The sequence below is a fragment of the Halomonas denitrificans genome, assembly GCF_003056305.1.
GTDB lineage: Bacteria > Pseudomonadota > Gammaproteobacteria > Pseudomonadales > Halomonadaceae > Halomonas > Halomonas denitrificans.
In genome coordinates this window covers 1140523-1155011 of record NZ_PYVX01000001.1, presented here as the reverse complement: position 1 = coordinate 1155011, position 14489 = coordinate 1140523, and the positions used below count along the sequence as shown (strand labels likewise).

General features: G+C 70.4%; 11 protein-coding genes and 2 tRNA genes. 11 read left to right on the top strand and 2 right to left on the bottom strand.

Annotated features, from left to right (window positions below; all coding sequences use genetic code 11):
• Positions 1 to 117 precede the first annotated feature (117 nt).
• A complete protein-coding gene (gene purL, locus C9F13_RS05205) occupies positions 118 to 4053 on the top strand; it encodes a phosphoribosylformylglycinamidine synthase (protein WP_108445121.1) in 3936 nt (1311 codons plus the stop codon).
• Positions 4054 to 4186: 133 nt separating this feature from the next.
• On the opposite strand, the gene C9F13_RS05200 is transcribed toward purL, so the two are convergent.
• Positions 4187 to 4399 (bottom strand): hypothetical protein, encoded by a 213-nt coding sequence (locus C9F13_RS05200; protein WP_108445120.1) that lies wholly within the window; start codon positions 4397 to 4399, stop codon positions 4187 to 4189.
• Positions 4400 to 4626: 227 nt separating this feature from the next.
• Here C9F13_RS05200 and C9F13_RS05195 point away from each other — a divergent pair, with 227 nt between their 5' ends.
• The 8 genes from C9F13_RS05195 (at position 4627) to nadA (ending at position 11395) form a co-directional block, all read left to right on the top strand.
• Positions 4627 to 5142 carry an AmiS/UreI family transporter gene (locus C9F13_RS05195; protein ID WP_108445119.1) on the top strand — a complete coding sequence of 172 codons (516 nt, stop codon included), beginning with the start codon at positions 4627 to 4629 and terminating at the stop codon, positions 5140 to 5142.
• Between the two features lie 68 nt (positions 5143 to 5210).
• On the top strand, positions 5211 to 7031 hold the full coding sequence (gene radD / locus C9F13_RS05190) for a DNA repair helicase RadD (RefSeq protein ID WP_108445118.1): 1821 nt from the start codon (positions 5211 to 5213) through the stop codon (positions 7029 to 7031).
• 88 nt (positions 7032 to 7119) lie between these two features.
• On the top strand, positions 7120 to 8088 hold the full coding sequence (locus C9F13_RS05185; RefSeq protein ID WP_108445117.1) for a segregation and condensation protein A: 969 nt from the start codon (positions 7120 to 7122) through the stop codon (positions 8086 to 8088).
• Entirely contained in the window at positions 8085 to 8969 is an 885-nt protein-coding gene (gene scpB, locus C9F13_RS05180; protein ID WP_108445116.1) for an SMC-Scp complex subunit ScpB, read from the top strand. The genes C9F13_RS05185 and scpB overlap by 4 nt, the downstream gene beginning before the upstream one ends.
• Positions 8966 to 9823, top strand: coding sequence for a 23S rRNA pseudouridine(2605) synthase RluB (gene rluB, locus C9F13_RS05175; RefSeq protein ID WP_108445115.1), 858 nt, complete (start codon positions 8966 to 8968; stop codon positions 9821 to 9823). The genes scpB and rluB overlap by 4 nt, the downstream gene beginning before the upstream one ends.
• An 81-nt stretch (positions 9824 to 9904) precedes the next feature.
• Positions 9905 to 9980 (top strand) — tRNA-Lys (locus tag C9F13_RS05170).
• Positions 9981 to 10021: 41 nt separating this feature from the next.
• Positions 10022 to 10097, top strand: a tRNA-Lys gene (locus tag C9F13_RS05165).
• 269 nt (positions 10098 to 10366) lie between these two features.
• Complete coding sequence (gene nadA / locus C9F13_RS05160) at positions 10367 to 11395, top strand: quinolinate synthase NadA (protein ID WP_108445114.1); 1029 nt, start codon at positions 10367 to 10369, stop codon at positions 11393 to 11395.
• Positions 11396 to 11486: 91 nt separating this feature from the next.
• On the opposite strand, the gene C9F13_RS05155 is transcribed toward nadA, so the two are convergent.
• Positions 11487 to 12995 carry a M48 family metalloprotease gene (locus tag C9F13_RS05155; RefSeq protein WP_108445113.1) on the bottom strand — a complete coding sequence of 503 codons (1509 nt, stop codon included), beginning with the start codon at positions 12993 to 12995 and terminating at the stop codon, positions 11487 to 11489.
• 141 nt (positions 12996 to 13136) lie between these two features.
• Here C9F13_RS05155 and C9F13_RS05150 point away from each other — a divergent pair, with 141 nt between their 5' ends.
• Positions 13137 to 13385, top strand: a complete 249-nt coding sequence (locus C9F13_RS05150; RefSeq protein ID WP_108445112.1) for a sulfurtransferase TusA family protein — start codon at positions 13137 to 13139, stop codon at positions 13383 to 13385.
• The gene (locus C9F13_RS05145; protein ID WP_108445111.1) at positions 13382 to 14482 is read left to right on the top strand and encodes an AI-2E family transporter; all 1101 of its coding nucleotides are present in this window, start codon (positions 13382 to 13384) and stop codon (positions 14480 to 14482) included. The genes C9F13_RS05150 and C9F13_RS05145 overlap by 4 nt, the downstream gene beginning before the upstream one ends.
• Positions 14483 to 14489 lie beyond the last annotated feature (7 nt).

The window sequence follows — 14489 nt, the reverse complement described above, 5'->3', positions numbered from 1 at the left end:
CGGATCGATGGCTGTCACCTCTGGCGATTTCTCGCGCCCGGCGCTTTCCAGTATCATGTGCGCTCGTTGCCGCCGGCCGCGGCCCCGAATTCCCCCCTGTATCAGAGGCTCCAGGATATGCTCGAACTGCGAGGCGCGCCCGCCCTATCTGCTTTCCGTCATGCCAAGCTGTTGGACGCCCTGCGCGCATCCGTTCCCGAGGTCGAGTCCCTGCAGGCCGACTACGTTCACTTCGTCGACCATGACGGCGACCTGGACGAGGGCGAGCGGCGCCTGCTGGAGCAGCTGCTCGACTACGGTCCCGCGCGCGAGGAGGCGGCCCAAGGCGAAGGCCAGCTGTTCCTCGTGGTGCCGCGCATCGGCACCCAGTCGCCCTGGTCCTCCAAGGCCACCGACATCGCCCACAACTGCGGGCTTGGCCGGGTGCGGCGCATCGAGCGCGGCGTCGCCTATCGGGTCAAGGTGGCCGGGACCCTCGCCGAGACCGCCTTCGAGAGCCTCCGGGCCGCCCTGCACGACCGCATGACCGAGACCGTGCTGGCCGACCCCTCCGACGCCGCCCAACTCTTCGCCCATCACGAACCGGCGCCGCTGGGCAGCGTGGACATCCTCGAAGGCGGCCGCGAGGCCCTCGAGGTCGCCAACGTCGAGCTGGGGCTGGCGCTGGCCGAGGACGAGATCGACTACCTCTGCGAGGCGTTCCGCGAGCTGGGCCGCAACCCCGCGGACGTCGAGCTGATGATGTTCGCCCAGGCCAACTCCGAGCACTGCCGCCACAAGATCTTCAACGCCGACTGGCTGGTCGACGGCGAGCCCCAGGAGCGCTCGCTGTTCAAGATGATCAAGAACACCCACGAGCGCTCGCCCGGCGACATCCTCTCCGCCTACAGCGACAACGCGGCGGTGATCCGGGGCTCGGAGGCGCCGCGCTTCTATCCCGCGCCGCTGACCGGCCGGGGCGAGGAGCGCGCCGTCTACGGTGCCACCCACGAGCCGATCCAGATCCTGATGAAGGTGGAGACCCACAACCACCCCACGGCCATCGCGCCGCATCCGGGCGCGGCCACCGGCGCCGGCGGCGAGATCCGCGACGAGGGCGCCACCGGCATCGGCGGCAAGCCCAAGGCGGGCCTGACCGGCTTCACCGTCTCCAACCTGCGCATCCCCGAGTTCGTGCAGCCCTGGGAGGCCTTCGACTACGGCAAGCCCGAGCGCATCCAGTCGGCGCTCGAGATCATGCTCGAGGGGCCGATCGGCGGCGCCGCCTTCAACAACGAGTTCGGTCGCCCGAACCTCGCCGGCGTCTTCCGCACCTACGAGCAGGACGCCCTGGGCCGTGACGGCATCGAGCGGCGCGGCTACCACAAGCCGATCATGCTGGCCGGCGGCTACGGCAACATCCGCGACGGCCACGTCCAGAAGGGCGAGATCCCGGTCGGCGGCAAGCTGATCGTGATGGGCGGCCCGGCGATGCTGATCGGCCTGGGCGGTGGCGCCGCCTCCTCCATGGCCTCCGGCGCCTCCAGCGCCGACCTGGACTTCGCCTCGGTGCAGCGCGGCAACCCCGAGATGGAGCGCCGGGCCCAGGAGGTCATCGACCGCTGCTGGGCGCTGGGCGAGGCGAACCCGATCCGCTTCATCCACGACGTCGGCGCCGGCGGGCTCTCCAACGCCCTGCCCGAGCTGGTCAAGGATGGCGAGCGCGGCGGGCTCTTCGACCTGCGCGCCGTGCCCAACGCCGAGCCGGGCATGAGCCCGCTGGAGATCTGGTGCAACGAGGCCCAGGAGCGCTACGTGCTCGCCGTGGCCCCGCAGGACCTCGACACCTTCGAGGCGCTCTGCGAACGCGAGCGCTGCCCCTACGCCGTGGTCGGCGAGGCCACCGAGGCCCACCACCTGTCGGTGACCGACGGCCACTTCGAGAGCCAGCCGGTCGACCTGCCGATGAGCGTGCTGTTCGGCAAGCCGCCGAAGATGCAGCGCGAGTTCAGCCGCCAGACCAACACCCTCTCCGGGGTGATGCTCGACAACCTCGACCTGCGCGAGGCGATGGACCGGGTGCTGCGCCTGCCCGCCGTGGCCTCCAAGAGCTTTTTGATCACCATCGGCGACCGCTCGATCACCGGGCAAGTGGCCCGCGACCAGATGGTCGGCCCCTGGCAGGTGCCGGTGGCGGACGTCGCCGTGACCACGGCGAGCTTCGACACCCACGCCGGCGAGGCGATGGCCATGGGCGAGCGTCCGCCGGTGGCGCTGATCGACCCTGCCGCCAGCGCGCGCCTGTCGGTCGCCGAGGCGATCACCAACCTGGCCGCCGCGCCGATCGCCAAGCTCGAGGACATCAAGCTCTCGGCCAACTGGATGAGCGCCGCCGACCACCCCGGCGAGAACCAGGCGCTCTATGACGCCGTGCACGCCGTGGGCATGGAGCTCTGCCCGGCGCTCGGCATCGCCATCCCGGTCGGCAAGGACTCCATGTCCATGCGCACCGCCTGGCAGGAGGAGAACGCCCGGGGCGAGGCCGAAGAGAAGAGCGTCACCTCGCCGCTGTCGCTGTCGATCACCGGCTTCGCCCCGGTCACCGACGCCATGCGCACCCTGACGCCCCAGGTCAACCTGGAGCAGGACGAGTCCGACCTGCTGCTGATCGACCTGGGCGCCGGCAAGAACCGCCTGGGCGGCTCGGCGCTGGCCCAGGTCTACGGCCAGGTGGGCGACGAGTGCCCGGACCTCGACGACCCCGAGGACCTGCGCGCCTTCTTCACGGTGATCCAGGGGCTCAACGCCGAGGGCAAGCTGCTGGCCTACCACGACCGCAGCGACGGCGGCCTGCTGGTGACCCTGCTGGAGATGGCCTTCGCCGCCCACACCGGCCTCGAGATCAAGCTCGACTGGATGATCGACGAGCCCGTCGACGCCCTCAACGCGCTGTTCGCCGAGGAGCTCGGCGCGGTCATCCAGGTCAACCGCCGCGACACCGAGGCGGTGCTGGCACAGTTCGCCGCGGCGGGCATCGAGACCTGCGGCGTCATCGCCCGGCCGCGCTACGACGACCAGGTGCGGGTGACGCTGTTCGAGGAGCCGCTGCTGGAGACCACCCGGCTGCTGGCCGAGCGCACCTGGGCCGAGACCAGCTACCGCCTGCAGGCACTGCGCGACAACGCCGAATGCGCCAAGAACGAGTTCGATGGCCTGCTCGACGGCCGCGATCCGGGTCTCTCGGCCCAGCCGACCTTCGACGTCGACGAGGACATCGCCGCGCCCTACATCAACAAGGCCCGCCCGGCCGTGGCGGTGCTGCGCGAGCAGGGCGTCAACGGCCAGCTGGAGATGGCCTGGGCCTTCGACAAGGCCGGCTTCGAGGCCGTCGACGTGCACATGAGCGACATCCTCGCGGGGCGGGTGAGCCTCGAGGCCTTCAAGGGCCTGGTGGCCTGCGGCGGCTTCTCCTACGGCGACGTGCTGGGCGCCGGCGGCGGCTGGGCCAAGTCGATCCTCTTCAACCCCCGCGCCCGCGAGCAGTTCTCGGCCTTCTTCGAGCGCGACGACAGCTTCTCGCTGGGCGTGTGCAACGGCTGCCAGATGCTCGCCCAGCTCAAGGAGCTGATCCCGGGCGCCGAGGCCTGGCCGCGTTTCGTGCGCAACGAGTCCGAGCAGTTCGAGGCGCGGGTCTCCATGGTGCAGGTGGAGGAGAGCCCGTCGATCCTGCTCGCCGGCATGCAGGGCTCACGACTGCCGATCGCCGTGGCCCACGGCGAGGGCCGGGCCGAGTTCCGCGACAGCGCCCACCTGCGCAGCCTCCAGGGCAGCGGCCAGGTCGCCCTGCGCTTCCTGGACAACCACGGCCAGGTGACCACCCGCTATCCGGCCAACCCCAACGGCTCGCCCTCCGGCATCACCGGCCTGACCACGCCGGACGGCCGCGTGACCATCATGATGCCGCACCCGGAGCGGGTCGTGCGGGCGGTGACCAACTCCTGGCGCCCGGCCGAGTGGACGAAGGACGGCGCCTGGATGCGCCTGTTCCGCAACGCCCGCACCTGGCTCGGCTGAGCGAGTTGGCCGCGCGCCACTCACGCCGCTGAAAACGCCGACGCCCGGGACCTGGTCCCGGGCGTCGGCGTTTGGGCGTGGCTCACCTGGCGCCTGGGCGCGACGGTTCGCGCCGGCCGGCGGGCGAGGGCGGTCAGGCGCGGTCGTCGTCGGCGGTGTCGCGGCGCTGGAGCTGCTCCTCGAGCTCCTCGATGGCGTGGCGGAACTGCGCCTGGAAATGATCGAAGCGGCCGAAGTCGTAGTTACACTCGGCGCAGTGAACGTGGTACTCGTCCTTGCGGCCGGGCGGGAATCGCTTCATGCGGTGGCCGCACTTGGGGCATTCCGGGCTGGTCTTCACTTTCATCTGCGCCTCTCCTCTTTCGGCTATGGGCGATTCCATCTATTCAATCGGTTCCTTAGATATCATGGCGAAAGGCCGCCAGGTCAAGGCCCGCCCCTCGCCGATCGCACTCAGGCGTGAAAATGAAAAATAATTCCATAGCTATTGCCTTGCCGACCGGGCCGGTCTATAAGAGCGCCCGGGGCACACGGCACGGGGTCGAATGCCGCTATCGAGGGAGCGAGACGACGATGCATGAGGGACTGAGCCTGCTCTACGTGGGCGCGGTGCTGGTGCTCAACGGCCTGTGGATGATGGGGCGTATCGAGGATCGCGAGATCCAGGTGATCAACTTCTTCGTCGGCGGGGTGAGCCTCGCCGTGGCCGCCTACGCGGCCTTCGGTCCCGGCGCCGATGCGGCCAGCGTGCGCACCGCCGCCATGACCCTGCTGTTCGCCTTCACCTATCTGTGGGTGGCGATCAACCGCCGCAACGGCAGCTCCGGCCACGGCCTGGGCTACTTCTGCCTCTTCGTGGCGCTCACCGCGCTGCCCACCGGGCTTCTGCAGCTCGCCGTGGCCGAGGGCCTGTGGGGCGTCTGGTCGGGCGTCAACTGGCTGGCCTGGGCGTCGCTCTGGTTCGGCTTCTACCTGATGCTCTGCCACCGGCCGCACCTGCAGCCGCTGATGGCGCGCACCTCCCTGACCCAGGGGCTGGTGACCGCCTGGGTGCCGGGCTACCTGCTGCTGCAGGGGCTGATCAGCTGAGCGGGCGGGGCGCCTGACGCGGCGGCCGCCGCCCGGTAGGATGGCGGCTTCGTCGACAGGAGGTGGCCATGCCCGAAACGTCCGTGCCCCAGCTGCGCCCCTACCAGCGCGAGGCCGTCAGCCGGGTGGTCGAGCACTTCCGGGCCGCCGACGACCCCGCGGTGGTGGTGCTGCCCACCGGCAGCGGCAAGTCGCTGGTGATCGCCGAGCTGGCTCGCCTGGCCCGGGGGCGGGTGCTGGTGCTGGCCCACGTGCGTGAGCTGGTCGAGCAGAACCACGCCAAGTACCAGGCCTACGGCCTCGAGGCCGATATCTTCAGCGCCGGCCTCGGGCGCAAGGAGAGCGGCCGCCAGGTGGTGTTCGGCTCGGTGCAGTCGGTGGTGAGGAACCTCGAGCGCTTCGACGATGGCCAGTTCACCCTGCTGGTGATCGACGAGTGTCATCGGGTGTCGAGCGAGAAGGAGGCGAGCTACCGCCGGGTGATCGACCGCCTGGCCCGGGCCAACCCGCGCCTCAAGGTGCTGGGGCTGACCGCCACGCCCTATCGCCTGGGCCAGGGCTTCATCTATCACCGCCACCACCACGGCATGGTGCGCGGCGACGAGGCCTGCTTCTTTCGCGACTGCGTCTTCGAGCAGCCGCTGCGCCTGATGGTGCGCCAGGGCTACCTGGCCGAGCCCCGGCGCATCGACGCCGCCGTCGAGCGCTACGACTTCTCGGCGCTGACGCCGTCCTCCAGCGGGCTCTTCCGCGAGGAGGAGCTCAATCGGGTGGCGGCGGGTAACCGCGCCACCCCCGGCATCATCGCCGAGGTGGTCGAGCGCGCCCGCGATCGACAGGGGGTGATGCTCTTCGCGGCCAGTGTGGCCCATGCCGAGGAGATCCTGGGCTACCTGCCGGCGGGCGAGGCGGCGCTGGTCACCGGGGCGACCCCCTCGGCCGAGCGCGAGCGCCTCATCGCCGCCTTCAAGGCCCGGGAGATCAAGTACCTGGTCAACGTGGCGGTGCTGACCACCGGCTTCGATGCTCCCCACGTGGACCTGATCGCCATCCTGCGCCCCACCGAGTCGGTGAGCCTCTATCAGCAGATCGTCGGGCGCGGCCTGCGCCTCTCGCCGGGCAAGGCCGACTGCCTGATCCTCGACTACGCCGGCAATCCCTGGGACCTCTACGCCCCGGAGGTCGGCAGCCCCAAGCCGGACAGCGACAGCGAGCCGGTGCAGGTGCCCTGTCCCCAGTGCGACCACGCCAACCTCTTCTGGGGCAAGCGCGACGGCGAGCTGGTCATCGAGCACTTCGGGCGGCGCTGCCAGGGGCTGGTGGATGCCGAGACCGGCGAGCCGACCCTGCCTGGAAAAGGCGCGCGTGGCGCGGGGGCGGGCGCCCATAGACAGCAGCAGTGCGACTTCCGCTTCCGCTTCAAGACCTGCCCCGACTGCGGCGCCGAGAACGACATCGCCGCCCGGCGCTGCCACGGCTGCCGGGCGCTGCTGGTGGACGCCGACGACAAGCTGCGCGAGGCGCTCAAGCTGCGCGACGCCCGGGTGCTGCGGGTCGCCGGGATGCAGCTCGAGGCCACCGTCAACGGCCGCGGGCTGCCGCGCCTGAAGGTCACCTACCACGACGAGGAGGGCGTGACCCTCGCCGAGTGGTTCGCCCTCGAGACCCCGGCCCAGCGCGGCGCCTTCGCCGCGGTCTTCCTGCGCGACCACCTGCGCGCGCCGGGCGCCCGCTGGTCGCCGACCACGCCGGAGGAGGTGGTCGCCGAGCAGCGCCGGCTGCGCGCGCCGGACTTCGTGGTGGGCAGGAAGGTGGGCCGCCACTGGCAGGTGCGCGAGAAGCTCTTCGACTACGTCGGGCGCTACCGCAAGGCGGTGGCCGCCGACTGAGGGCGCGCCGGCGATTACCCTCCCGGCCCCGAAGTTGCTAGACTGCACGGTCGATCATCCGCCGTGCAGTCGAGAGGCCAGGCCCCGCGTGAGCGATACGCCCCAGAGTGAAGCGCCCGAGCGGGCCGACCGTGATGCCGTCGAGGCGCCCGGCGTCCAGGCCGACGTGCTGGGCCGCCTGTTCGACGAGCCGATCACCGAGCTGCCCGAGGACCTCTACATCCCGCCGGAGGCCCTGCGGGTCTTCCTCGAGGCCTTCGAGGGGCCGCTGGACCTGCTGCTCTACCTGATTCGCCGTCAGAACCTGGATATCCTCGCCATCGACGTGGCGGCCATCACGCGCCAGTACATCGAGTACGTGGAGCTGATGAAGGCGATGGAGATCGAGCTGGCCGGGGAGTACCTGCTGATGGCGGCGATGCTCGCCGAGATCAAGTCGCGCACCCTGCTGCCGCGCCCGCCCAAGGAGGGCGACGAGGACGACGAGGAGGACCCGCGCGCCGAGCTGATCCGCCGCCTGCAGGAGTACGAGCGCCTCAAGCATGCCGCCGAGGCGCTGGCCGAGCTGCCGCGCCTGGGCCGCGATTGGTTCCCGGCGCGGGCCGCGCTGCCGGCCCTCGAGGCGCGAGTGATCCACCCCGACGTGGAGCTCGACGAGCTGCTCGGGGCGCTGGCCGGCATCCTGCGCCGCGCCGAGCTCAACCAGGCCCACCAGATCAGCCGCGAGGGGCTCTCGACCCGGGAGCGCATGCTGGCGATCATGGAGCAGCTGTCGCGGGAGCACTACACCCCCTTCGAGGCGCTGTTCACCCTCGAGGAGGGGCGTGCCGGGGTGGTCGTGACCTTCATGGCGATCCTCGAGCTCGCCAAGGAGGCGATGATCGAGATCGTCCAGAACGCCCCGCTCTCGCCGATCCACGTGCGGGCCCGGCTGGACGAGGAGGCGGCCTTCGAGGAGGAGGCCCTGGAGGACGAGGCGGGCGACGAGAGTCCCTTCGACGAGAGTCCCGTCGACGACCCTCGCGATGATGACCACGACGGGAGCGAACCGGCATGACCGCCATGGAATCCCCCAATGCCCTGGACGATATCCTCGAGGCGGCCCTGCTGGCGGCCGGCGAGCCGCTGGGGCTGGATCGCCTCGAGGGGCTCTTCGACGACCACGAGCAGCCGCCGCGCCGCGCGCTGCGCGAGGCCCTCGAGCGGCTCGGCCTGCGCCACGAGCGGGGCGCCCTGGAGCTGCTCGAGACCGCCTCGGGCTACCAGCTGCGCATCCGCCCGCGGCTCTCGCCCTGGGTCTCGCGGCTGTGGGACGAGCGCCCCCAGCGCTACTCCCGGGCGCTGCTCGAGACCCTGGCGCTGATCGCCTACCGCCAGCCGGTGACCCGCGGCGACATCGAGGAGGTGCGCGGGGTCTCGGTGAGCGGCTCGATCATGCGCACCCTGCTCGATCGCGGCTGGGTGCGGGTGGTGGGCCATCGCGACGTGCCGGGACGCCCGGCGGTCTATGCCACCACGCGCAGCTTCCTCGACGACCTCGGGCTGCGCACCCTCGACGAGCTGCCGCCGATGCACGAGCTCAAGCAGTTCGAGGAGCCGACCCTCGAGGAGGAGGCGCCGCCGCCCCAGCACGACCTGCTGGCCCAGGCCGACGCGCCGGCGGACGAGGGCGACGCGGAGGATGCGGAAGACGCACGAGACGACGCGTCCGATGACCAGACGACGCCCCCCGAGGCGGGGGGCGAGGTCGACGCCGAGGCGACGACCGACACGACGGCCGGGAGGGCCGACGACGACCACGCCGGGACGGCGTCCGAGCGGACCGAGCTGAGCTTCGCCGATCTGGAGGCTCGCCTGTCCGAACGTGCTCGGGGCCGCGTCGACGATGACGCTGCCGCGGGCACGGAATCCACATCCAGTGAGAACGATGACCGATGAGCACTACCACCGAGAAACTGCAGAAGGTCCTGGCCCGCGCCGGGCTGGGTTCGCGCCGCGAGATGGAAACGGCCATCGCCGACGGCCGGGTCAAGGTCAACGGCAAGGTGGCGACCCTGGGCGACCGCATCGAGGCGCGCGACCGGGTGGCCCTCGATGACCGCCCGGTGACCCTGCGCGCCGCCGAGGACGTGCCGCGTCGGGTGATCATGTACAACAAGCCCGAGGGGGAGCTCTGCACCCGCAAGGACCCCGAGGGACGCCGTACCGTCTTCGACCGCCTGCCGCGCCTCAAGGGCGAGCGCTGGATCGCCATCGGCCGCCTGGACATCAACACCAGCGGCCTGCTGCTGTTCACCACCGACGGCGAGCTGGCCAACAAGCTGATGCACCCCTCCACCCAGGTGGAGCGCGAGTACGCCGTGCGCGTCATGGGCGAGGTCACCCAGGCCAACGTCAAGGCGATGGTCGAGGGCGTGATGCTCGACGACGGCCCGGCGAACTTCACCGACGTGCAGGAGTTCGGCGGCGAGGGCATCAACACCTGGTTCCACGTGGTGATCATGGAAGGGCGCAACCGCGAGGTGCGCCGGCTGTGGGAGTCCCAGGGCCTGACCGTGAGCCGCCTCAAGCGGGTGCGCTACGGCAACATCTTCCTCGACAAGCGCACCAAGGCCGGGGAGTGGGTGGAGCTCTCCCAGGACGAGATCGATGACCTGGCCACCACGGCGGGCCTGGCGGCGCGCAAGGTGCCGGAACTGACCCCGGACGAGAAGAACCGCTGGAGCCGCGACAAGCACAAGCGCCGTCCGGTGCAGGCCATGCGCAAGCCGAAGAACCAGCGTCAGCGGTGATCCGCCCCGTTCTCTTCGACCAAAGGCAAAAATCGCTTGCCATCGCGGGGGCGGATCAGTAATATCTGCACCCGTTCGGAAGGGTCGTTAGCTCAGTTGGTAGAGCAGTTGGCTTTTAACCAATTGGTCGTAGGTTCGAATCCTACACGACCCACCATCCGAACCTGCGACCATGGCGACTGAGCCGCCATGCGTCATGGGTCGTTAGCTCAGTTGGTAGAGCAGTTGGCTTTTAACCAATTGGTCGTAGGTTCGAATCCTACACGACCCACCAGATTCGACGCCCCCGCTTCCCCCGGAAGCGGGGGCGTTCTGCGTTGGGGCCCCTCGCCCGACGGCGGGGCAGGCCGGTGCCGCGCGGCGACACTTTCTCTCCCCGGAATCGAACAATACCCGGGCATTCTGGTCTAGAATGGCGTTGGGTCGACCATCGCGACAGACGCAGCGGTTGACCCTCTGGCGTGTGGCCCCGTGCGGAGTGCACGAGCGGCGACACCTGGTGCATTGCAGGGGGAGCCCCTGCCGGTCACAGTGGTAGACACGATGACGATCATGACTTCCCGTGCCGAGCTGCGCGATCAGCTGGCACGCACCTACTGCCCCACCCGCATTCCCGCCGAGGACGAGGCGCGCATCGAGGAGATCAAGGCGCTCCTCGAAGCCAACAACGCCGTGCTGGTGGCGCACTATTACACCGACGATGCCATCCAGCAGCTGGCCGAGGAGACCGGCGGCTGCGTCGCCGACTCCCTGGAGATGGCGCGCTTCGGCGCCCGCCACGAGGCCGATACCCTGGTGGTGGCCGGCGTGCGCTTCATGGGCGAGACGGCCAAGATCCTCTCCCCTGAGAAGCGCGTGCTGATGCCGACCCTGGAGGCGACCTGCTCGCTGGACCTGGGCTGCCCGGCCGACGAGTTCGCCGCCTTCTGCGACGCCCACCCCGACCGCACCGTGGTGGTCTACGCCAACACCTCCGCGGCGGTGAAGGCGCGCGCCGACTGGGTGGTGACCTCCTCCATCGCGGTGGACGTGATCGAGCACCTCCAGGCGCGCGGCGAGAAGATCCTCTGGGCCCCGGACAAGCACCTCGGCGGCTACATCCAGAAGCAGACCGGCGCCGACATGCTGCTCTGGGACGGTGCCTGCATCGTCCACGAGGAGTTCAAGGCCAAGGGCGTCGAGGACCTGAAGTCGCTCTATCCCGATGCCGCCGTGCTGGTGCACCCGGAGTCGCCGGCCTCGGTGGTGGAGCTTGCCGACGTGGCGGGCTCCACCTCCCAGCTGATCACCGCGGCGAAGGAGCTGCCCCACGAGCGGCTGATCGTCGCCACCGACCGCGGCATCTTCTTCAAGATGCAGCAGGCGGTGCCGGAGAAGACGCTGTTCGAGGCGCCCACTGCCGGCAACGGCGCCACCTGCAAGAGCTGCGCCCACTGCCCGTGGATGGCGATGAACGCCCTGGACAACCTGACCGCCGCGCTGCGTGAGGGCACGGGCGAGATCGTCGTCGATGACGCGCTGCGCCTGGCCGCCCTGAAGCCCCTGGAGCGGATGCTCAACTTCAAGAAGTAGGCGTTGTGCGTCGGGCAACGAGCTGACAGAAACCCCGAGGGCCGAGGCCCTCGGGGTTTTCTTTTGGGCGGTCGAGGGGCGCGGGCAGCGGCTACCGGAACTCCTCCAGCGTCTCCCGATAGCCGAGGAAGGCCTCCCGGCGCCGCTCGATGGCGCTCGTCGCGGCGGGCTCGCCCTGGCGCTCGGCGACCTCCTTGGCGACCTCGAGCTGGCGAATGGCGCGATCGATATGGCCGGTGAGCTGCAGCTGCTCGGCGCGGGCCAGGTGGCCCCAGGCCTCCCGGCCGCTGCGCCCGGCGGCCTCGGCGAGCAGGGTGAACACCTGCGGGTCCTCGGGGCGGCGCTCGGCCAGCTCGCGCAGCACCCGGTAGGCCTCGTCGGGATCGCGCTGCAGCAGCGCCTCGCCGAGCAGGCGGCGGGTCGGCACGTAGTCCGGCATCAGGCGCAGCTGGGCCCGGCTGCGGCTGACGGCGTCGTCGGTGCGGCCGGCGGCGAAGGCCACCTGAGCCGCGGTGGCCGGCAGCATCGCGAGATCCGGGTGCGCGCGGGCCAGGGCGTCGAGCGCGTTCAGCGCCCGGTCGGTGCGCCCCGCCCGGGCGTCGAGCAGCGCTGCCAGGTAGCGCCGGGCCGCCGCGGGGGCCTGGTCCTGGGCCAGCCGGGTGGCGGCCTGCTGGGGGTCGCGGTCGTGGATCGCCAGCAGGGCGCGGGCCCTGACCAGCGCGTACTCGAGCGCCTCGCCCCGCGGCGTCGCCACGGTCGTCTGGCTGGCGCGGGCCTGGGTATCGCTGATGCGCGACTCGGTCATCGGGTGGGAGAGCAGGAACTCCGGTGGATTGCCGCCCTGCAGGCTGACCATGCGCTGCATGGCGCGAAACATCTCCACCATGGCCTCCGGGTCGTAGCCGGCGCCGGCCATCGCCTGCAGGCCGACGCGGTCGGCCTCCTGCTCGAAGCGCCGCGAGTAGCGCAGCTGGTCCTGGATGAAGGCCGCCTGGGTGCCCATGGCGGCGGCGATGCCGGCGTCGCCGCCACCCCCGGCGGCGAGCAGCATGCCGGCCAGCATGGCGGCCATGGTCGGGATCTGGGTCTGTTCGGCGCGCTCCCGGCCGCGGGCGTAGTGGCGCTGGGCGAGGTGGCCGAGCTCATGGGCGACCACCGAGGCGAGCTCGGCCTCCCGCTCGGCGAAGGCGAACAGCCCGGCGTTGACGCCGATCACCCCGCCGGGCACCGCGAAGGCGTTGAGCAGGCGGCTCTCCACCAGGGTGACGACGGTCTCCGCCCGGCTGAGGCCGCTGTGGGGCAGCAGGCGGGCGACCAGCGACTCCACGTAGTCCTGGGCGATGGCGTCCTGCCACTCGGGGGCCCGGGCGCGGAACTGGCGCAGCCAGGCGCGCCCCAGGCGCAGCTCCTCGCCGCTGATCGCCTGGCTGCCGCCGTGGGTGAGGCTCGGCAGGCCGTAGTCGCCGCTGGCGATCGGCGTGCCGCCGCGGTCGGTCAGCCCGGGCGCCTCGAAGCGGTCCGCGGACTGGGCCTGGCCCGGCAGGGCGAGTGCCAGGCAGAGGGCGCTGGCGGTGAGGCAGGATCCGGTTCGACGCAGCATGGCCATCCTCGTCACGGGGCGAAAGCGGGGGCGGGCGTTGGGCTTCGACATTGATTCGGTCCGCAAAGTGCCTTTAAATCGCAGGAACTTGCGTGTCGGCCGCCGGCCTGCACGACTCACTGCATTCTCCCGGGAGACAACATGGCGCTGCAACCCGACGATCTGCTCGATGCCCGCGGTCTTCCCTGTCCGCTGCCGCTGCTCAAGGCCAAGCAGGCCCTGTCGCGCCTCGCGCCCGGCCAGCTGCTCGAGGTACAGGCCACCGACGCGGGCTCCTGGCGCGACTTCGAGACCTTCGTGGCCCAGAGCCCCCACGAGATGCACGCCAGGGAGGAGCGGGGCGAGGTCTACCACTACTGGATCCGCAAGGGGGGGGCATCGCCTTCATGACCCTGAGGTCGGTATTCCGTAGCTGGATCGAGCACTACTTCTCCGACGAGGAGGCGGTGATCCTGCTGGTGGTGCTGGCGCTCGGCTTCGCCGTGGTGATCTGGATGGGCCACATGCTGGCCCCCTTCCTCACCGCGCTGGTCATCGCCTTCCTGCTGCAGGGGGCGGTGAACGGCCTGACGCGTCGCCGCGTGCCCCATCTGCTGGCGGTGATCCTGGTCTTCCTGGGGTTCATCGGCGTGCTGCTGGCGATGGCGCTGATCCTGATGCCGCTGATCTGGACGCAGCTGGTCAACCTGATCCAGGAGACGCCGCGGATGTTCGCCAGCGGCCAGCAGCTGCTCGATGACCTCCAGGCGCGCTATCCGCAGCTGGTGACGCCGGACCAGATCCAGAACTGGATCGGCATGGCCGGCCGCGAGGTGACACAGCTCGGCCAGCGCGCCCTGACGCTGTCGCTGGCCTCGCTGGGCAACGTCCTGGCGCTGATCATTTACCTGGTGCTGGTGCCGATCCTGGTCTTCTTCATGCTCAAGGATCGCGATCGGCTGGTGGGCTTCACCGTCTCGCTGCTGCCGCAGCGGCGCGACCTGATGACCCGCATCTGGCAGGAGATGGACGACCAGATCGCCAACTACGTGCGCGGCAAGTTCACCGAGATCATCATCGTCGGCAGCGTGGCGTTCTTCACCTTCGCCTTCTTCGGGCTGCCCTACACGGCGCTGCTGGCGGTGCTGGTGGGGCTGTCGGTGCTGGTCCCCTACATCGGCGCCGCGGTGGCCACGCTGCCGGTGGCCGCGGTGGCGGGCTTCCACTTCGGCATCAGCGACCAGTTCCTCTACGTGATCGTGGCCTACGGCGTGATCCAGGCGCTGGATGGCAACGTGCTGGTGCCGATCCTGTTCTCCGAGGCGGTCAACCTGCACCCGGTGTCGATCATCCTGGCGGTGCTGTTCTTCGGCGGCATCTGGGGCTTCTGGGGGATCTTCTTCGCGATCCCCCTGGCGACCCTGCTCAAGGCGCTGGTCTATGCCTGGCCGCGGGGCATCCAGCAGCGCCACCGCCAGGAGACGCCGGACACCCCCGCCGAATCCTGAGGCGGCG